Annotated in this window: 17 protein-coding genes; 4 read left to right on the forward strand and 13 right to left on the reverse strand. The window is 52.1% G+C overall.

Annotated elements, in window-relative coordinates:
- Positions 1 to 227 precede the first annotated feature (227 nt).
- From AC0VZ8_RS29395 to xylA, 3 genes are all read right to left on the reverse strand, one after another.
- Positions 228 to 857: a bifunctional 4-hydroxy-2-oxoglutarate aldolase/2-dehydro-3-deoxy-phosphogluconate aldolase gene (locus tag AC0VZ8_RS29395; protein WP_260068245.1), complete on the reverse strand. Its 630-nt coding sequence runs from the start codon at positions 855 to 857 to the stop codon at positions 228 to 230.
- Positions 858 to 1008: 151 nt separating this feature from the next.
- Entirely contained in the window at positions 1009 to 2505 is a 1497-nt protein-coding gene (xylB, locus tag AC0VZ8_RS29400; protein ID WP_475485244.1) for a xylulokinase, read from the reverse strand.
- Positions 2506 to 2713: 208 nt separating this feature from the next.
- Positions 2714 to 4030 carry a xylose isomerase gene (xylA, locus tag AC0VZ8_RS29405; protein WP_071219634.1) on the reverse strand — a complete coding sequence of 439 codons (1317 nt, stop codon included), beginning with the start codon at positions 4028 to 4030 and terminating at the stop codon, positions 2714 to 2716.
- Positions 4031 to 4396: 366 nt separating this feature from the next.
- Here xylA and AC0VZ8_RS29410 point away from each other — a divergent pair, with 366 nt between their 5' ends.
- Together AC0VZ8_RS29410 and AC0VZ8_RS29415 are read left to right on the forward strand one after the other, a co-directional pair.
- Complete coding sequence (locus AC0VZ8_RS29410) at positions 4397 to 5569, forward strand: ROK family protein (protein ID WP_475485245.1); 1173 nt, start codon at positions 4397 to 4399, stop codon at positions 5567 to 5569.
- 153 nt (positions 5570 to 5722) lie between these two features.
- Complete coding sequence (locus AC0VZ8_RS29415; RefSeq protein WP_071219636.1) at positions 5723 to 5926, forward strand: hypothetical protein; 204 nt, start codon at positions 5723 to 5725, stop codon at positions 5924 to 5926.
- A 121-nt stretch (positions 5927 to 6047) separates the two neighbouring features.
- Here the strand turns inward: AC0VZ8_RS29415 and AC0VZ8_RS29420 are convergent, their stop codons facing one another.
- The 5 genes from AC0VZ8_RS29420 to AC0VZ8_RS29440 form a co-directional block, all read right to left on the reverse strand.
- Positions 6048 to 6284 carry a glutaredoxin family protein gene (locus AC0VZ8_RS29420; protein ID WP_006212730.1) on the reverse strand — a complete coding sequence of 79 codons (237 nt, stop codon included), beginning with the start codon at positions 6282 to 6284 and terminating at the stop codon, positions 6048 to 6050.
- Between the two features lie 67 nt (positions 6285 to 6351).
- Positions 6352 to 7293, reverse strand: coding sequence for a thioredoxin-disulfide reductase (trxB, locus tag AC0VZ8_RS29425; protein WP_475485246.1), 942 nt, complete (start codon positions 7291 to 7293; stop codon positions 6352 to 6354).
- Positions 7294 to 7794: 501 nt separating this feature from the next.
- Positions 7795 to 8862, reverse strand: coding sequence for a leucine-rich repeat domain-containing protein (locus AC0VZ8_RS29430; protein ID WP_475485247.1), 1068 nt, complete (start codon positions 8860 to 8862; stop codon positions 7795 to 7797).
- Positions 8863 to 8983: 121 nt separating this feature from the next.
- Entirely contained in the window at positions 8984 to 11005 is a 2022-nt protein-coding gene (locus tag AC0VZ8_RS29435; RefSeq protein ID WP_475485248.1) for a heavy metal translocating P-type ATPase, read from the reverse strand.
- 335 nt (positions 11006 to 11340) lie between these two features.
- The gene (locus AC0VZ8_RS29440) at positions 11341 to 12450 is read right to left on the reverse strand and encodes a PEP-utilizing enzyme, TIM barrel domain protein (RefSeq protein ID WP_475485249.1); all 1110 of its coding nucleotides are present in this window, start codon (positions 12448 to 12450) and stop codon (positions 11341 to 11343) included.
- 259 nt (positions 12451 to 12709) lie between these two features.
- Here AC0VZ8_RS29440 and AC0VZ8_RS29445 point away from each other — a divergent pair, with 259 nt between their 5' ends.
- Positions 12710 to 13324 (forward strand): nucleotidyltransferase domain-containing protein, encoded by a 615-nt coding sequence (locus tag AC0VZ8_RS29445; RefSeq protein WP_475485250.1) that lies wholly within the window; start codon positions 12710 to 12712, stop codon positions 13322 to 13324.
- An 82-nt stretch (positions 13325 to 13406) separates the two neighbouring features.
- Here the strand turns inward: AC0VZ8_RS29445 and AC0VZ8_RS29450 are convergent, their stop codons facing one another.
- Positions 13407 to 14699, reverse strand: coding sequence for a homocysteine synthase (locus AC0VZ8_RS29450; RefSeq protein ID WP_071219642.1), 1293 nt, complete (start codon positions 14697 to 14699; stop codon positions 13407 to 13409).
- 154 nt (positions 14700 to 14853) lie between these two features.
- Positions 14854 to 15681: an SDR family NAD(P)-dependent oxidoreductase gene (locus AC0VZ8_RS29455; protein WP_475485251.1), complete on the reverse strand. Its 828-nt coding sequence runs from the start codon at positions 15679 to 15681 to the stop codon at positions 14854 to 14856.
- Between the two features lie 238 nt (positions 15682 to 15919).
- Between AC0VZ8_RS29455 and AC0VZ8_RS29460 the strand changes: the two genes are divergently transcribed.
- Positions 15920 to 16177: a DUF3949 domain-containing protein gene (locus AC0VZ8_RS29460; protein ID WP_119846358.1), complete on the forward strand. Its 258-nt coding sequence runs from the start codon at positions 15920 to 15922 to the stop codon at positions 16175 to 16177.
- Between the two features lie 74 nt (positions 16178 to 16251).
- On the opposite strand, the gene AC0VZ8_RS29465 is transcribed toward AC0VZ8_RS29460, so the two are convergent.
- Genes AC0VZ8_RS29465 through AC0VZ8_RS29475 form a run of 3 tightly spaced genes read right to left on the reverse strand, consistent with a single transcriptional unit; the run spans position 16252 to position 18614 of the window.
- The gene (locus AC0VZ8_RS29465; RefSeq protein ID WP_071219646.1) at positions 16252 to 17109 is read right to left on the reverse strand and encodes an ATP-binding cassette domain-containing protein; all 858 of its coding nucleotides are present in this window, start codon (positions 17107 to 17109) and stop codon (positions 16252 to 16254) included.
- Positions 17102 to 17944 (reverse strand): hypothetical protein, encoded by an 843-nt coding sequence (locus tag AC0VZ8_RS29470; protein ID WP_071219647.1) that lies wholly within the window; start codon positions 17942 to 17944, stop codon positions 17102 to 17104. Before AC0VZ8_RS29470 ends, AC0VZ8_RS29465 begins: the two co-directional genes overlap by 8 nt.
- Positions 17925 to 18614: an RNA polymerase sigma factor gene (locus AC0VZ8_RS29475; RefSeq protein WP_113059518.1), complete on the reverse strand. Its 690-nt coding sequence runs from the start codon at positions 18612 to 18614 to the stop codon at positions 17925 to 17927. The genes AC0VZ8_RS29470 and AC0VZ8_RS29475 overlap by 20 nt, the downstream gene beginning before the upstream one ends.
- Positions 18615 to 18648: the final 34 nt, after the last annotated feature.

Genomic DNA, 18648 nt, shown 5'->3' on the forward strand with positions numbered 1-18648 from the left:
TCCATTACTTGAACCTAACCATGCCTTACTTACACATGATGATATCCTTACAAGTGACTGTACTCGGCAGCAATGACATAACCAAGCTACCTAAATAATACCATAACTTGTCTATATATTCCTTATGTAGTAAGCTTCCAAAACATAACCAACATGATTAAGGATGAACAAAGTGTAACTATTTCGATCCGCTTCTTACAAATGGGAATACCCTATGGATCACCACCCTAACCAAGCTGCGCAGCTTCAACAAAAGCCGCGGTACGACGCCTGATCTCCTCCATATTTCCGGACGCGAGCGCATCCTTCGGGAGCAGCGCGCTGCCTAAACCAACCGCAACTGCACCTGCATTAAAATAATCCGCAAGATTATCCAGCGTAACGCCGCCCGTGGCAAGCAGCGGAATGTGATTCAGCGGGCCCTGAAGCTCCCGGATAAATGACAAGCCCAGGCTGGCCATGGGAAACAGCTTCACGATCTCGGCGCCGGCTGCGTACGCCGCAACGATCTCCGTAGGCGTCATCGCCCCAGGCCATACATCAATTCCTTGCTCCAAAGCATATTCGATGACGGAAAGATCCGTGTTTGGCGAGATCAGAAATTGCGCTCCGGCGGAGACCGCCTCCTTCGCCATCTCCACATCAAGCACGGTTCCCGCGCCTATATATACAGCGCCGTCATACCGAGCACGCCAATCCTGGATCATATGTAAAGCGCCTTTCGTATTCATGGTCACTTCCATGAACCGAATTCCGCCTTGGGTCAACCCTTCTCCTACGAAGTCGGCCTGTTCTCTCGTAATGCCTCGCACGATGGCAACGATTTTCTCGCGTTTGAGCTCAGCTGTCAATTTCATTGTCTTCCCCCCATTTCTATTTACACTTCCGGCACGTTCCTAAATCGCATATGCTGCAACTTCAACCTGCTTCAAGTATATGCGGTCCACAGCGTTCACGCAAAAAAAGCAGGCCGGGAAACCTGTATTCCCGACCTGCTCTTCTATAGGGTTATCCCCGGAATCCGGACAGCTCTGCGCCAAGTTCACGCGTTGCTCCGTATACGCTTTGATAGAGTCCAAACAATTGGTCATAAGCTTGAACCGCCTGCGGATTGGGAGAATACGAGCGTGCCGGCCGCAAAAACGCCTTCGCGCAGTCCTGAAGGCTTGGGAACCAGCCGCAGCCGTAGGCTGCGAGCATCGCCGCTCCCATAGCCGGGCCCTGTTCGCTTTCCAGCTTCACGATTTCAGCGTTGAACACGTCCGCCTGCATTTGCAGCCACGTTTCGTTCTTGGCGCCGCCCCCGATGGAAATGACGCGGTCGATCCGCTTGCCGGATGAACGAAGGATATCGATGGATTCACGGAGAGAGAACGTGATCCCCTCAAGTACCGAACGTGCAAAGTGAGGCAGCTTATGTCCCGCATCCATTCCGATAAAGCTGCCGCGAATGGTAGCATCCGGATGCGGCGTGCGTTCACCGACGATATACGGCGTGAACAGCAGCCCTCCGCTGCCAGCCGGGATGCTTCCGATATCGCTTAACAGCGCGTCAAAGGAGACATCCGGCGCAAAGGTATCCTTGAACCAGGTCAGGCTGTATCCCGCAGCCAGGGTCACGCCCATGATATAGTAAGCATCTTTCTCGCTATGATTAAAGAAATGGACCTTCCCTTCAAAATCCACCTCGCGACGCTCCTCATAGGAGAGTACCACGCCCGATGTACCAATGCTGCACATCGTCTGTCCTTCTTCGAGAATGCCTGCGCCGATGGCGCCGCAGGCGTTGTCCGCACCGCCAGCAAATACCTTCGTATTTGGCAGCAGAGCGGCTTGCTCGGCGATCTCAGGGAGCAAGGTGCCGCACTGCTCGAAGGATTCGACCAGCGGTGGGCATAGGGTGTGCGGCAACTGGAAGGCATCCAAAATGTCGGTGCTCCAAGACTTGCCCGCCACATCCAGCAGCAGCGTTCCGGCTGCATCGGAATAGTCCATTGCGTATTGCCCGGTCAGGCGGAAACGTACATAATCCTTAGGCAGCAGGAACAAGGCAGCCTGTTCGAGCAGCTCCGGTTCAAACTCCTGCACCCATAGAATCTTGGGCAGGGTGAAACCTTCCAGCGCGCGATTGCGTGCAATCCCTAGCAGCTTCTCCTGCAGGGTCTCCTCGATACGACGGCATTGCGCCGTTGTGCGCGTGTCATTCCACAGGATGGCCGGCCGCAGCACTGCACCCTCACCGTCTACCAAGACCAGACCATGCATCTGGCCTGAGAAGCTTAACCCCTCAACCTCGGATGGGTCAATGTTGTTTCTGCTCATTAATTCCCGTAACGACAATACCGTTTTGTCGACCCAATCCTCCGGTCGCTGCTCGCTGTAACCCGGTTTCGGCTGGCTCAGCGGATACGACTCCGAATGCTCGGCGACAACCTTGCCGCTTGGGTCCACCAGCACGGTCTTCACAGCACTGGTCCCCAAATCAACTCCGATAACGTAACTCATCTATATCCTCCTTCGTCTCCTCATGAACCGAACATGAAAACATCGTTGGCACTTCCCCCGGCCGCACGATGCGTGATCCAAGGTATGCTTGGATGGCTGTCGACCATAGCTCGCTATAGTTTCCTGATTGAAATAAGTACACCGGCTTCCTTGGAGGGAGCCGGTGAAGGTTTGGATTTCATGGTACAAGCGCTAAAGAGAGTATCGATTAATTTGCAAGAATGTACTGATTCAGAATCGCTTTCAGCATTTCTTGACGTCCGGATTCGTTCTTGCGCGGGGACTCGTTGTTCAGCGCGTACTCTGCAAGGGAAGCCAGTGTAGCCTTGCCGGATACGACGTCTGCGCCAATGCCTTCGTTAAAGCTGCTGTAGCGCTTCGCGATGAAGTCCTCGAATACGCGGTCTTCGATCAGCTTCGCTGCCACTTTCAAGCCTTTTGCGTAAGTGTCCATACCCGCGATGTGCGCATGGAACAGATCTTCCGGCTCGAAGGACGGACGGCGAACCTTCGCATCGAAGTTCACGCCGCCGCGGCCGAGGCCGCCGTTCATCAGCACTTCGTAGAGCGTCAATGTCGCGTCATAGATGTTAACCGGGAATTCGTCCGTATCCCATCCGATGAGCATATCGCCTTGGTTCGCATCGAGGGAACCGAGCATGCCGTTGATGCGTGCTACGCGAAGCTCATGTTCGAAGGTATGACCAGCCAGCGTGGCATGGTTGGCTTCGAGATTCAATTTAAAGTGCTTGTCGAGACCGTATTTCTGCAGGAATGCAATTGTTGTAGCCGCATCAAAGTCATATTGGTGCTTGGTTGGCTCCTTCGGTTTAGGCTCGATCAGGAATTGGGCATCAAAGCCGATTTCTTTCGCATAATCCACCGCCATATGGAACAGACGCGCCAGGTTATCCAGTTCAAGGCCCATATCCGTGTTGAGCAGGGTCTCATAACCTTCGCGGCCTCCCCAGAACACGTAGTTCTCTGCGCCGAGGCGTTTGCCGACTTCAAGGCCTTTCTTCACTTGTGCTGCCGCATGAGCGTATACGTCCGCGTTGCATGTAGTGCCCGCACCATGCATGAAGCGTGGGTTCGTGAACATGTTCGCCGTGTTCCAGAGCAATTTCTTGCCTGTGGATTTCATGTGGTCTTCAATCGAATCCACGATCGTATCGATGTTGCTGTAGAACTCGCGCAGGCTGCTGCCCTCAGGCGCAATGTCCACATCGTGGAAGCAGAAATACGGAAGATTCATTTTCTCCATGAACTCAAAGCCTGCCTCAACGCGTGCTTTGGCGAGGTCCATGCCGGAGTAGTTGCCCCAAGGGCGAACCGCAGTGTCAGCGCCGAACGGATCCGAACCGCCTGCAGTCAATGTATGCCAGTAAGCCATGGCGAAACGGAGATGCTCTTCCATCGTTTTGCCGGCCACTACTTCTGTCGGATTATAAAATTTAAAAGCATAAGGGTTGGTTGATTGGCTGCCTTCGTACTCGACTTTGCTAATGTTGTTAAAATAGGCCATGAATAAATCCTCCTATACCTTGTTAAGGTGTGGTTAACGCTTACAAGGTTATCCTAACACAGGATTTCTACTTTGTCTATTGGTTAAACAAAGTTATTGCCTTACAACTTTTTCAAAATCGGTGACACCTGCTGTTAGGATTATTTCTACAAAAATCAACACATCTCTGTTTGGCTCACTGCCTAGATTTCCTGCAAATTCATATTTAAATGTTATGACGATGGAAACCCCCGGACAAAAGATTAACGCGCACCCGGGCAGCGTTACGGGCTGTTGCAATTTCCGGGCTTTGCCCCTAGACTATGAGCATATCAAGTCTCCGAAACTTATCATGATCAGGAAGCAAGACTAAAAGGATGAATACACATGGCGAATATTACCGGTGACCAGGCTCTGGTCAAAAAAATAAATACTTCGATTATCCTCGATACGATACGTCAGTACGCCCCTGTCTCCCGAGCGAAAGTCTCCAAGCTAACCGGACTGAACAAGGCCACCGTCTCCAATCTCGTACAGGAGCTGTGCAGCAACCACCTGGTCCAGGAGATCGGACCCGGCGAATCCAGCGGCGGCAGGAAACCCCAGCTGCTGCTGTTTAACGGACAAGCCGGTTATGCCGTCGGCGTGGAGCCGCGCGTCAAGCAAATGACCGCCGTGCTTACAGATCTGGAAGGCAAGATCCTTGCCGAAGAAGATACCGCCCTTGGAGGACATGACGTGGAGTCGGTGACGCGGCTGATGGTTGGTCTGATTCATGGCCTGATGCGGCAGGCCCCTCCCTCCCCGTATGGGATCATCGGGATTGGCGTAGGCGTCCCTGGGATGGTGGACGGTGACGGCACCGTCCTCTTCGCTCCCAACCTGGGATGGGACATGGTGCCGCTGCAGAAGCAGCTCGAGCAGGAGCTGGGACTTCCTGTAACCATCGACAATGAAGCAAACGCGGGTGCCCAGGGCGAGCTGCGCTTCGGAGCTGGCCGGGACGCCCGCCATCTTCTCTATATCAGTGCCGGCAGCGGTATCGGTTCCGGCATTATCATTAATGGCGAGCTCTATAAGGGAGCCCGCGGATACGCTGGCGAGAGCGGCCATATGTCCATCGAAGCCGATGGACTGGAATGCACCTGCGGCAACCGCGGCTGCTGGGAGCTGTATGCCTCGGAGAAATCTTACGACAGCAAGGGTGCCGCTCTCCCGTCCAGGCGGACATCCGAGCTGATTCACCATGCAGCGCGTGGCCATGAGGAGACCATCCGGCATTTTGAAGAGCTTGGACGTTATCTCGGCGTCGGCATTACCAATCTTGTCAACGGATTCAATCCGCAATCGGTCATTATCGGCGGTCCGCTGTCCGACGCACGGGCCTGGATTGAGGATACGCTGCGACAGGTCGTAGCCCAGCGCACGCTTCCTTACCATCGTGAGCTGATGGAGATCCGGTTTGCCGAGCTGGGCAGCCGCTCCACCCTGATCGGCGCGGCTTACTCCGCCATCTCGCAGTTTCTGGGGCCGATACGAGTCTCCATGCCGATTCATTAAAATTGACGATATTTTGTCGTAATTAACATCCTGCATATTAAGGAAAATCCCGCGATTTTCCGCTATAATTAATCTCGTCCTGTAATTTAAATCACGGTTCTCCTCATGGAGATGCCGTGTGATCGTTATACTAAAGGGAGAGGAAACGCTCAAATGACCTATGTAAGCACTGCGGAAATATCGCCGGAAATGTTTGTGACCGTATTGCTGTTTCTCCTAGTTATCGCACCTTTGTTCAGTCTCGCCATCATGCGTTTTTTTCAAGGCAAGAAAAAAGCCGGCTTCATTCTCATCGGCTCCGGCGTGGCAGCTTACGTCGTATTCCAGATCATCATGAGTCTGTTTTTTAGCAAGTGAACACGATCTGAGCGTACGTTTGGCAGCATATCTCGGCAAACAAAAAAGCTCCTTCCCGAAAAATCGGTGAAGGAGCTTTTTATCATATGCAAGCAATTGGCTTGCCATCATGCTGATTAGATTAAGCTTCGGGGTTCAACGCTTTGTTGAACTGGAGCTTATTCATGCCAAGAATGCGGTGCTCGCCGATGATCGTGAGCGGTACTGCGCGAACGCCCATATCCCATACTTGCTGCGCGAATTCGTCGTTTTGCTCGATGTTTCGCTCTTCAAATTCGATGCCTTGATCGGACAAGAAGCCTTTTACTTGTTTGCAGTGCGGGCAGTTATTTGAAGTATATACAATCACATTTTCCATGGTTGATCAGTCTCCTCTACTCATGATTAGGCTCTGCTTAAAGCCCGTTCGATCTCTATCTATCAGTTTACAACACAACAGCGTTGTGTTCCAAGCTCTCGATATATTTCTCCGCATCCATAGCTGCCATACAGCCGCTTCCTGCCGCGGTGATCGCTTGTCTGTAACGGGTATCCTGCACGTCGCCGCAAGCAAATACGCCTTGGATATTCGTCTCGGATGTTCCCGGGGTCGTTACGATATAACCGTTCGGATCCGTCGTAATGTTTCCGCCGAGGAAACCGGTGTTCGGATGATGACCGATGGCCACGAATACGCCGCTGACTGTAATCGTCTCCTCTTCGCCAGTTTCATTATTGAGCACTTTGATCCCTTTGACGCCTGTCTCGTCCGCGATGACTTCCTGCGGCGTGCGGTTCAGGGCCCATTCGATTTTCTCGTTAGCTCGGGCGCGGTCCTGCATGATTTTCGATGCACGAAGCTCCTCCCGACGGTGTACCAGTGTTACTTTGGATGCAAAGCGGGTCAGGAAGTTTGCTTCCTCCAGCGCGGAATCGCCGCCGCCGACAACAACGATCTCTTTGCCGCGGAAGAAGAATCCGTCGCATGTTGCGCAGGTACTTACGCCGCGTCCTACATTATCCTGTTCTCCAGGAATGCCGAGATATTTGGCCGTTGCGCCCGTAGAGATAATCAACGTTTCGGCAATTACCTCGCCCATACCGTCTACGTCCAGCTTGAACGGACGCTCTCCGAATTCCACGCTGTTCACCCAGCCTGTACGAAATTCTGCGCCAAAACGTTCAGCCTGCTGACGCATATTGTCCATCAGTTCAGGACCCATGATGCCTTCGGGAAAACCCGGAAAATTCTCAACTTCGGTTGTGGTGGTCAGCTGTCCGCCAGGTTGCGGACCTTCAATGACGAGCGGGCTCAAGTTGGCGCGAGCCAAATAGATTGCAGCCGTAAGGCCGGCAGGGCCTGTGCCTATAATAACGGATTTGTACATATCGTTTCCCTCCTATATATGGAACGCTTAATTATAATCATTATAAATTAATATTAATTATGGTTATATCGGAGCCGTCTGTCAATATGTCACATCACACCCCATTCCAAAATATTGTTAATCCATTCTTCATAAATCGAAAAGTAATCCAATATTTTGGGGAAATGGACTTCTTTCCCCCAAGAAGGCGGCGATCTTTTCGGCCTGGAAACGTTTACTTCGCAAACAATCGTACGCAGAGAGAGGGTTATATGAATCTAACGGCACCCCAAGACTCCCCCGCTCTTTTAACGAAAGGAAGATGAATGTTTGATGAAAAAAAGGACAACCCTTGGCAGCGAGTCCTTGCATGTCGAGCCTAGCAGCGAAGAGCTTGGGAGAAATCGAGATCGGCCACGGCCATTGAGGGCGAAACTCGGCAACTACAAAAATCCCCCTGCACTCGCCATGCGAAGTCAGGGGGATTCTTGGTTAAGGCATCATTGCTTCAGATCCGTCCGATTATTCAATATAATCGATCCTGCGCTGATCCTGAGGACTTGAATTATACCGGTTATCCGACAGATTTACATATGGAAGTTCGGGCAAATCCTTTATGAATTCCGGCTCGCTCAAGAGTTGGTTTCGACTTAAATCCAGGAACCTTAGATTTTGCAGCTGTCCCATCTCCACTGGCAGCTCCTTCAAGCCGGTATAATTAATGCTGAGTACTTCCAACAACTTCAACCGGCCGATCTCGGACGGTACCTTTGTCAGCGAAACTTCCTCTCTCCTGATAATATCATTCGTAGGTCCATGATAACTCCCGCATGCGATATTCAAGCGTTTTAACTTGGTAAGCTGACCGATCTCCGATGGAATATCCATCAAATCCTCCGTATAGACTGTCAAATCTTCTAATTCCGTTAGACTGAACAGGGCAGCAGGTAGTCTGGTGATATAACTTTCGTGGATCATAAGTTCCTTCAGTCCCTTTAACTCTCCAATGCTCTCGGGAATTTCTTTGATGCCAAACCCGAATATTTCAAGTTTCCGAGGCTTGTGAAACAATACATCCTGCCAGAATGCTTCAAACTGCTTATGTTCAGGCCGACTTAGAAACAAACCCGGAACCATGGCCGATATTCTCGCGGCTTCTTCTTTGTCAATCTGAAGTCCTCCCATTCTTTCATGAGCCACATTATAGAGGAAGTCCTGTCCGTTGCTATCATAAAAGTTTAAATCTTCCGGTAAAAGGGAATGCTGCCAGGCAAACAGATCATCCGCAGCCTGCTTCAGCACACGGGCAGCTTCATCACAGCATCGATATGTATAATAAGTCCCTGCTCCGTACTCGATCCCATTGTACCGGCTTGGTGGCTCCTCGTTGGATCGCTTCAGGATTTCCTCTTCACTAATCGAACGCTCTTCGATCAGATAAGGCTCAAGCAGCGAAAACACGCGCTCGGCTTCCTCCATGAGTCTGAACTTCCCACGCCTTGCCAGCATGAATACGGCTGATCGCTCCATCGCATAGTCAATCAGCCAATAATAAGCCTCGCCCCTCGGAGCGTCGTAAAAGGATGCCATATGGCTATCACCTCTCATCTTCCTCTATTTAAGCAGCCTGTATATTTCGCCACTAACAAAGGAATCCCCTCTTCTCACGAATGAAAAGAAGGGGACTTTTAACACAAGATACAGATTCGATTTAACGGTTAGTGCGCAGCAGACGAAGCCCGTTCAGTATCACCAGAATGGTGCTTCCTTCGTGACCGATGACACCCAGCGGCAGCGCAACGCCTTGAATGAAATTAGCTGCAATCAGCGTCAAAATCACGGTGATGGCAAAGATCATATTTTGCTTCACGATACGCTGAACCCGGCGTGCCACCTTGACGGTGCCGGCAATTTCATCGATATTGTCATTCATCAGCACCGCATCCGCTACCTCCAGCGCCGTTCCGCTTCCCGAAACGCCCATGCCGATGCCCACGGTCGCGGTAGCCAGTGCCGGTGCATCGTTCACTCCGTCCCCAACCATGACCACATGGCCGTAACGGGCCCGAAGCTCCTTAATATGTGTAACTTTATCTTCCGGCAGCAAATCGGAGAACACCATGTCTACGCCGCTCTGCTTCGCAATCACGTCCGCCGTCGCCTTGCGGTCCCCCGTCAGCATCGCTACCTTGATGCCCAACTGCTGCAGCCGCTTAACAGCCATTGCCGCTTGAGGCCGGACCGCATCCTGCAGAGCGATCATGCCCGCGATACAGTCTCCCTTCAGGATCACGGAAACCGTCTTGCCTTCGGATTCCAGCATGTTCCGGATGGACAGCCAGTGCTGGCGATTCTCTTCAAGCGCGCTCACCTCCTTTTGCGCGGAAGCTGCACCGGAATGCTGATCTATAGTCGGCTGATCCAAGATATCGCTTTTTCCTATTTTCCAAGTGATTCCTTCCACTTCCGCCTGCATACCCCATCCAGTTATGGACTGTCCGTTCTCTACCTGCTGCAGCTCGGCCCCCTCTTTCTCAGCCGATTGGACAATCGCTAAGGCAAGAGGATGCTTCGACATTCTTTCGATAGAAGCACTGATGCCGAGCAGTTCATGCCGATCCCAGCCTTCGCCTGCGATAAAATCCGTAACCACTGGCGCACCGAGCGTCAAGGTACCTGTCTTATCAAAAGCGACAACCGCCGTGCGTGCCATATTCTCGATATGGGCGCCGCCTTTGAACAATACGCCTTTTCTGGCGCGATTAGAAATTGCCGACAGCATCGCAGGCATGATGGAGGATACTAGCGCACAAGGGGAGGCTACTACGAGAAACACCATCGCTTTATAGAAGGTCGTATCCCAATCCCATCCCAGGACGGGAGTAGCCAGAACGATCAGGGCCACGGTCGCAATGACAACGACACGGGCATAAATCGATTCGAACCGCTTGATGAACCGCTGCGATTCCGGTACTTCGTTCTCCGCTTCTTCCACCAGCTTGATAATCTTGGCAAACAACGTGGATTCCGCCGACTGGGTAACCTCAATGTACAATACGCCTTCCCCGTTTAAGGTGCCTGTGAACACCTCATCGCCTACGGACTTATCGACCGGTACGGATTCCCCGGTAATCGAAGCCTGGTTGACGGAGGAGCTGCCGCGATAAATTTTGCCGTCTGCCGGAATAAGCTCGCCCGGCTTTACCAGAATCAGATCGCCGATCTCCAGCTTGTTGATGGATACCGATACCATCTCTCCCTTCTCAATGCGAAGGGCCGTTTCCGGCTGCAGCTCCATCAAGGACGAGATATCCTTGCGGCTTCTCTCCATGGTATAACTCTCAAGCGCGCCGCTGAGGGCAAAGATGAAGATCAGCATCGCGCCTTCATTCCAGTACCCGATCGCTGCAGCTCCCATAGCGGCAGCAATCATCAGCAGATTCACATCCAGATCGCGCTCCTTCAGAAGGGTCTCCACACCTTCTTTCGCTTTCACCCATCCGCCGACGGCATAGGATATCACATACAACACAACGGAGAGCGGCTCAGACCATTGGCTGGTCAGCCAAGCCACCAGCATCAGCAGGCCGCTGCCCAGCGCAGCCACGACCTCCGCGTTGCTCAGCAGACTGCGTATATCCCACTTCCCAGGCTGCCGCGGCTCACGAGGATCGGCTCCATTTTCTATTGTCGATATGTGTCCAGTCGTCGTTTGACTTTGTATCCATTGCATAACCAATCACCTTCCTAGTTGAGAATGAGATCCATTATTACTACCCTTAAAATGACACATGCTGCCCCGGCTTCGCCGGAGCAGCATGCTAAATGAGAATGAGAATCATTTTTGAACTTATACAATTTATTTTCCTTCGTACAACTTTATAAGTATCATACTCACTTCATCCTCATTTGTAAACCATATTTTTCACATTTTTTAAATACTGAAGAGTACCTATTGGCGTCCCCTGTTATTGAATATAAACCTCTACACGTAAAAAAGCCCTTGCGTTCTCTCCGCAAGGACTTCTCTTTAATCCATCACCTATTTTGTTAAGCGCTCACATTCCATCACTCGACAATCGTCGAACATCTGCGGCGCATCTCCAGCCTCGCACCGGTTATTCGAATGGCTGCAATCTCTGAGGACTGACAGCACACCTCGTGTATGCCCTGTCGGTAAACCATCCGCAAATCCGTGGTAGCCACCCCATTGATCCGGAGCGTTAATTGCGGCTTCGTTCGCTTAATTCGATGGATCATCTCGGAGAAAGCCGTGACCCTGTGTCCTGCCTCATCCGACGATCCGGAATTCTCCGTCCCCTCCGAATCGAATACAATCACATCGGCCAAACGGGCAATTTCCGCTGCCGTTGCTGGATTCATCCCTTCTCTGAGAAGCGCACCATAACGAATACGCACAAAACGTCTTTGATCCATAAGGGTCTGCTCTGCCACTTCTTCGATAAAATTATGGATCGATATGAAGTCATCCGCGTGTGCCGGACGTACAGCCAGGAGCTCTAATTGGCAATCTACGCCCTCCTCGCTGCACTGCTCCATAGCCCGGAACAAGGACTCCAGCTGAGCATCCTGCGCTTCACGCAACTCCATCGTGTTGGAAAGCCGGGCATCGTGCAGCAAGCTGACCGCACACCTAGCTCCATCCGCCGCCTGAAACACCGACACCCAATAGGTCATCCACAGCATGATAAGTCTCCGCCTCAACAGAGCGCTCTTCTCTGCGCTCCGCGAATTCAACCACGCCGTGTAAACCTCCTGCAGCAGGCCATGCTGCACAGCATCCTCCCCGCGTATCAGCCCGATTCCCTGAGCACCTTGGCTGATATCTCGTGCAATGGATTCAGGGTCTGCGGATCGGCTCATGACTTTTAGTCTTCGGTTCCTGTCACTCCACCCCAGCAGTCGGGTCAAGGAAGGTCTGTCCGTGCCGCTATGCCGAATCCCGGAAACCCTGAGGGCTTCTTCAATATCGTCAGGCGATGCCAATAACAGCAATACCTCCTCATGGGTCACTCCTCCTGCCATTGCAAAATGCTTCAGCAGATCCGTCTCGGGAGAAATCTCGTTTGCCACAATCTCTTCAACTCCGATGAACTCTTGATCTTCAAATCGACGCTCTCCCAATTCACTGCGTGCTCCCCATTGCCTTTCCGTCATGGTTATCCTTCTACTCCCTTTCACCTTGAATTGGATAAACGCCTCCTTACAGAATATTATGAAACAATTGGAAATATACAGCCCACGGAATAAACACCGGCTGAAAATAACAAGACGGAACAAACCAAGCACCCTGCTCTCCTTATACCGGATAACTGCGCGAGGGTACGGATGCCTTTCTGTTTATCCTCATTTCAAGAACTGAATAAAACCTATACAATGAAGGAATGAATCCATCCCGGAAAAAGGAGCGCAGAGCATGAGAACCGATTATGACCATTGGGAACCGATCAGCGTATCGGATGCCGTCAGAATTTTTGCTGAAATCCCTGCTCATTGGTATATCGCCGGAGGCTGGGCACTGGATTTATATTTGGGGGAGCAGACCAGGGAACACGGCGATATCGATATCCTGATCCTGCGCGAAGAGCAGGCCGCCATTTACGCAGCATTAGCCAAAGAATGGACACTGTACAAAGCGGATCAAGGGACCTTATCCCTCTGGGAGGAAGGCGAATATTTGCACTCGGTTGGCGATGTATGGGTAAGCCGGAATGACGAAGCCCCATTTTCATTCCAGATTATGCTGGTGGAGACCGAACAGGACAACTGGATTTATCGCAGAGAACCGTCCATTCGAAGACCACTCGAAGATATATCCTTAAAAACAGACCAAGGAATCCCCTATCTGAAACCGGAGATACAACTCCTGTATAAAGGGGGAAGCAAGAATATCCGTGAAAAAGACGAACGGGATTTCAGGAAGGCCCTGCCCTTCCTCGATCGACAGGCTGCAGGATGGCTTACCCAAGCGCTGCGGACGCAGTTTCCGTCAGGTCATCCATGGCTCGACAGCATGGATACAACCCCGTAGGCCTTGCGACAACAAAAAAAGAGCACCTTCCTCCATATACAGGAAAGTGCTCTGAGTTTATTTGAAATCCATCAGTCAGCCTTTACTCCTGACTTGCCGCGATGGCTTGACCCAGATCGTACAAGATATCATCGATAGACTCGGTCCCGATCGACAGACGCAGCAATTCCGGATTGACACCCGCCGTAAGCTGCTCATCTTCCGTCAGCTGCTGATGTGTCGTGCTGGCCGGATGAATGATCAGTGACTTGGAATCCCCGACGTTGGCCAAGTGAGAGAACAGCTTCACATTCTCGATCACCTTCTGACCTGCCGCTGCCCCGCCTTTGATACCGAAGGTCAGGATAGCGCCTTGTCCCTTCGGCAGGTACTTCTTCGCCAGCTCATGCGAAGGGTGACTCGGCAGCCCTGCATAGCTCACCCATTCCACCGCCTCGTGACTCTCCAAGTACTTGGCAACCTTCAGCGCATTCTCGCTATGGCGCTCCACCCGGAGATGCAGCGTTTCCAGTCCTTGCAGGAGCAGCCAGGAATTGAACGGGGACAGCGATGCGCCGATATCCCGCAACAGCTGCACGCGCGCTTTAATGATATAAGCGATCGGGCCTACTGCCTCTGTATATACTACGCCGTGATAGCTTGGATCCGGCTGCGTCAATCCTGGGAACTTGTCATTAGCCGTCCAGTCGAATTTACCGCTATCGACAATAACCCCGCCGATGGAAGTGCCGTGGCCGCCGATGAATTTGGTCGCGGAATGAACGACGATATCCGCTCCATATTCAATCGGGCGCAGCAGATACGGGCTAGGGAAAGTATTGTCGACGATAAGCGGAATGCCGCTCTCGTGCGCGATGGCCGCAACGGCTTCCACATCCAGCACATTCCCCTGCGGATTGCCGATCGTTTCGGCAAACACGGCCTTCGTCTTGTCATTGATCGCTTTGCGGAAATTCTCAGGATCCGTGGAATCCACGAAATGCACCTTGATCCCCAGCTTTGCGAGCGTATTGGAAAATAAATTATAAGTACCGCCATACAAACTCGAGGAAGAAACAATTTCATCACCTGCGCCCGCAATGTTCAGAATGGAGAAGGTGATGGCTGCCTGCCCGGAAGATGTCGCCAGTGCGCCGGCACCGCCCTCGAGCGCTGCAATCCGCTTCTCAAACACATCCGTGGTCGGGTTCATAATACGCGTGTAGATGTTGCCGAATTCTTTAAGCGCAAACAAATTCGCCGCATGCTCGCTGTCTTTGAACCCGTAGGAAGTCGTCTGATACAGAGGGACAGCGCGGGACAATGTGGTCGGATCAAGCTCCTGACCCGCATGAACCGCTAAGGTTTCAATGGAAAATTGGCGTTCTTCTGACATGGGTGTTTCCTCCCTTTTCTTCATATGGAAAGTATGATCATTTCATAATTTCTCCCATTCTCTCATACTTTCTCTCGTTTGAAAAGAGATATAACCCACTAAATTTATCGGAATATTTATTATACATTCTTCTGCATGCACCCGTAAGTCTCCCTTACTCCTTGTCCTCCTTATACACTCTACCCCATCCATATCCGGCTTCCGGGGATGTATCCTCGGGCATGCCTGGCAAGATCAGACCGCCATCAATGCGGAGGTTAATGCCGGTAATATAGGATGCTGCATCCGAGCAGAGCCAAGCAATCGCTTCCCCGATATCCGAAGGCGTGCCTAGCCGTCCCAGCGGGATTTTTCTGCCCAGCGGCTCGTCCTCTGCCGATTGGTCCGGCTTGTGAACGGTTGCTCCCGGCGCCACGCAGTTTACGCGGATGCCGTGCGGAGCCCACTCGAGCGCCAGCGATTGTGCGGCACGTATAAGCGCTGCCTTCATGCCGCCGTAAATGCTGTCCTTGGGATAGGCTCTCTCTCCCCGGGAGGACGTGATGAAGATGATATTGCCCGGAATTCCCTGGGCGATCATCTCCCGAACCGCATATTTGCTAAGCAGCATCGGCGCTCGAAAATCGAGATGAACCGTCATGTCCAGCGCGTCCTCTTCAATCTCCGTTAGCTCGTCATATAGGCCGATCCCCGCATTGTTCACCAACAGATCAATCCGGCCAAACTCCTCGATCGTCTTTCGTATCGTATTCTCCGCTTCGCTGCGAACGGTCAGATCACTCTGAATAATAAGCGGCTCCTTGCCGTAGGTATGGCCGATATCCTCCGCTACATCCACGATTCCTTCTTTGCTCGAATTGTAGGTCATCGCCAGCCGATATCCTTTTTCAGCCAGCACCTTGGCAATCCCTCGTCCGATTCCGGCGCCTGCACCCGTTACCAAAGCCACCTTCTCCATTCCTTGATTACTTACGGTTCCCATTCAACTCGCTCCCTTCTCCATCCTCCATTCATGCTACGAGTTACGCCGCTGTTCAGCAATTACGCGCACCGTGCCTACCCTTCCTTACCCTGTTCTGAAACGGATGATTGGCTTTCGATAGATAAAGTCGGCATGACGGGCGTTCATATGGTAAATATTTGAATCCAATGCCGAGGTTTATACGTAGTGTATATTCATATGGCTTTCCATATACGATAAACCAAAGGAGCGTGTACGTATGAGTTCTGAGATGTGGATTATTGCGAGCGTTCTGGTCGCCGCATTCCTGATCATGATTCCCGTACAGTACCGGTATATTGCAGCGTTAAAGGAAGATCCCCGAAGGCAGGGGGTCGATCAGGAAACGTATTACAACAACATGTCGTTTCAAGAAGAACAGCTCCACTACAATACGCAAGTCTTGTTTTTGCCTTCCACGATGGTTGCTTCATGGATTTATAATTGGAGGCATAAAAGCGGAAAAACGACCAAGTAGGCGGCTTTAAACGGATGAAAACGCAAAAATCATCGCCCGAATGAAGGCGATGATTTTTCATGTCCAAGCTATACTCAGCCGCGTCTGGCTAAGGCGTTCATATGTAGGAAAAAGGTATCCTCCAGCGTAGGCGCCTTCTCCACAAATTCGGGCCCCGGCTGCTTTTTCCCCATCAGCCTTACTCTCATGTGATGTTCCGTCATTTGAAAATGAATCAGCAGCTCCTGTGGTATCCGCTCGAAGGCTTCCAGATCGATCTCGCCTTCCCAGACGCTGGACGCCACATTCAGCTTCCACTGGGTCGGTGAACCGATATACCGGATGCGACCGCGGTGTATCCATATCACGGTATCCGCCGCCTCTTCCCATTCGTTCAGCTCGTGGGCGGCCACGATCACCATTCGGCCCCTGGCGTACTTGGTCAGGTACGTGATAAGGAATTTACGTTCCTCGGCGTCCATGCCGTTTAACGGCTCATCGAGGAATAGAAAAGAAGGAGAAGCCAGCAGCGCCTGTACGACGGCAATGCGCCGCTGCACCCCTTGCGACAAATTCTTGACCTTGCTCTTGCGAAAAGGCTCCAGCCGAAAGTCCGCCATCAGCCTGTCAATGGCCTCCGGGTTATAGACGCCCTTTAACTCTGCCATATAGGTCAGCAGCTTGCCGACCTTCATATCTCCATACAGCTCGATATCCGCCGGGACATAACCGATTTGGCTGCGGATTAGCGGCAAATGATCCCCTGCCCTGCGCCCGCTGTACAGGATCTCGCCTGCATCGGGGGCCTGAAGCGTGGTCAGCAGTTCAATCAGGGTGGTTTTTCCGGCGCCGTTCGCCCCGACGATGAGGTTAAGGCCGGATTGAATCTCCGCTTTGTCGATTTCAAGCCGGTACGTACCCGCCTGTCGTTCCAGTCCTTCCAGCCTAATCATTGGCCATTCTCCAGGCTCCGTTCAGCTTCAAGCTGCGTCCGTAGGAAGAGACGAGCAGAATCACTCCGATAACAAGCAAAGCCATGTCCGTCATCATTTTGCCGCTCATCGAAACGCCGTGATCCACGATTTGTCCTTGAATCACGATCCACATGCCGTAGACCAGGACGGCCGAGATCAGTGAGACGACCATGCCTTTGCGAAACAGCATATACATCGCAGCACCACCCGTCACCAGCAGAATCCCCATCCACTCCAGGATAAAGGGTCCGAATAAAAAGCGGGAGGTTTCCGCCTGGATGGATCGCAGCCCGAGCGCGAGGGTACTCAGCAAGGCCATTCCGATGACGATACCGGTCACAAGCAGCAGGCGGGTATACAACACAAGAGCCGGCGGGTATGGGGTCAGGGTCTCCACGGCCCGCATCCCTTTATCCCAGGTTCGGCTGCTGAACAGCATCGATACAATCAGAAGCAGCGGGGTAATCAACGGAAAAATGCCGCCGGGCAATCCGGCAAACTGATCCAATGGATACTCCGGATCGATCAGCAGAACCAACATGCAGAATACCGCGCCTGCCGTGAGCAGAATGGATCTTTGATTCAATCGGATCTGGCTCCGGAGAATCTGTTTTAATGAGGGCGGGTCGACCTGCGGATTAAAATCCAGCTTGGGGGACTCGGGCTCAATCCTGAGCTGATTGAACTCTCCCTGAAGAGACGCAATGAGCTGCGCCGTCTCATCCGGTGACGGCGATGGAAGAGCAGCGCGTCTAAGCGGGCCGCGAAGCTCGTCTTCGAGTCTTCTCAATTCATTATCGAATGGATGATCCATGGAGATACACCTCACTTTCTTTTACTTTGCTCTGCGAATCCGGCTCTTCCGACTTGGAGCGGTTCCTTACCTGTTCCTGGGGACTCGTCTCCCGCGTCCTTCGGGACGGATGAACGGGTACCAAATCGGAATGCTCCATGGACAATGTTTTCTTTAGCTTTCTCAAGCCGTTATATAAATGCGTTTTCACCGTACTTAAGGGGAGGTCGACCAGGTCGGCGATTTCCTGCAGCTTCAGATCATGAAAGAATCGAAGAGATATGACTTCCTGTTGTATATCGGGCAGGCTTTCCAGCGATGCTGCAATCTCGAGCGAGGTTTCCTGCCTTTCCACGAGTTCTTCCGCGCCGGGTGCAGGGTCGTATGCATCCGGCATCTCCTCACCCGCCAGACCTTCAGACCTGTAGGATGCGCTTTTCCAATAATCCTTGCACATATTCAGAGCGACGCGATAAAGCCAGGAGCGAACATGTTCCAGCGTGCCGTGCTGCTTCAGATGCCGAATGAGCCGGATAAACGTTTCCTGAACGATATCCTGGGCTTTTTGCCTGTCGGCCAGCCTCTGGGTCGTATAACTGAGCAGCGGACCATGGTACCTCGTCACCAGCATTTCAAAAGCTTCCTGGTCGCCGGCAGCCATGCGTTCGGACAGCTGCTGATCGGAAATCATGCCTTCCCCCCCTTTCTATGTGCATTCTAATCTT

The organism is Paenibacillus sp. QJM3NY_38, assembly GCF_056173265.1.

Excerpts from the sequence above, each read along its gene's own strand:
- trxB (WP_475485246.1), bottom strand. The coding sequence starts at position 7,293 with ATGTACAAATCCGTTATTATAGGCACAGGCCCTGCCGGCCTTACGGCT.
- AC0VZ8_RS29475 (WP_113059518.1), bottom strand. The coding sequence starts at position 18,614 with ATGATTTCCGATCAGCAGCTGTCCGAACGCATGGCTGCCGGCGACCAG.
- xylB (WP_475485244.1), bottom strand. The coding sequence starts at position 2,505 with ATGAGTTACGTTATCGGAGTTGATTTGGGGACCAGTGCTGTGAAGACC.
- AC0VZ8_RS29465 (WP_071219646.1), bottom strand. The coding sequence starts at position 17,109 with ATGATTAGGCTGGAAGGACTGGAACGACAGGCGGGTACGTACCGGCTT.
- AC0VZ8_RS29415 (WP_071219636.1), top strand. The coding sequence starts at position 5,723 with ATGACCTATGTAAGCACTGCGGAAATATCGCCGGAAATGTTTGTGACC.
- AC0VZ8_RS29435 (WP_475485248.1), bottom strand. The coding sequence starts at position 11,005 with ATGCAATGGATACAAAGTCAAACGACGACTGGACACATATCGACAATA.
- AC0VZ8_RS29445 (WP_475485250.1), top strand. The coding sequence starts at position 12,710 with ATGAGAACCGATTATGACCATTGGGAACCGATCAGCGTATCGGATGCC.
- AC0VZ8_RS29440 (WP_475485249.1), bottom strand. The coding sequence starts at position 12,450 with ATGACGGAAAGGCAATGGGGAGCACGCAGTGAATTGGGAGAGCGTCGA.
- AC0VZ8_RS29455 (WP_475485251.1), bottom strand. The coding sequence starts at position 15,681 with ATGGGAACCGTAAGTAATCAAGGAATGGAGAAGGTGGCTTTGGTAACG.
- AC0VZ8_RS29410 (WP_475485245.1), top strand. The coding sequence starts at position 4,397 with ATGGCGAATATTACCGGTGACCAGGCTCTGGTCAAAAAAATAAATACT.
- AC0VZ8_RS29430 (WP_475485247.1), bottom strand. The coding sequence starts at position 8,862 with ATGGCATCCTTTTACGACGCTCCGAGGGGCGAGGCTTATTATTGGCTG.
- AC0VZ8_RS29450 (WP_071219642.1), bottom strand. The coding sequence starts at position 14,699 with ATGTCAGAAGAACGCCAATTTTCCATTGAAACCTTAGCGGTTCATGCG.
- AC0VZ8_RS29460 (WP_119846358.1), top strand. The coding sequence starts at position 15,920 with ATGAGTTCTGAGATGTGGATTATTGCGAGCGTTCTGGTCGCCGCATTC.
- xylA (WP_071219634.1), bottom strand. The coding sequence starts at position 4,030 with ATGGCCTATTTTAACAACATTAGCAAAGTCGAGTACGAAGGCAGCCAA.
- AC0VZ8_RS29395 (WP_260068245.1), bottom strand. The coding sequence starts at position 857 with ATGAAATTGACAGCTGAGCTCAAACGCGAGAAAATCGTTGCCATCGTG.
- AC0VZ8_RS29420 (WP_006212730.1), bottom strand. The coding sequence starts at position 6,284 with ATGGAAAATGTGATTGTATATACTTCAAATAACTGCCCGCACTGCAAA.
- AC0VZ8_RS29470 (WP_071219647.1), bottom strand. The coding sequence starts at position 17,944 with ATGGATCATCCATTCGATAATGAATTGAGAAGACTCGAAGACGAGCTT.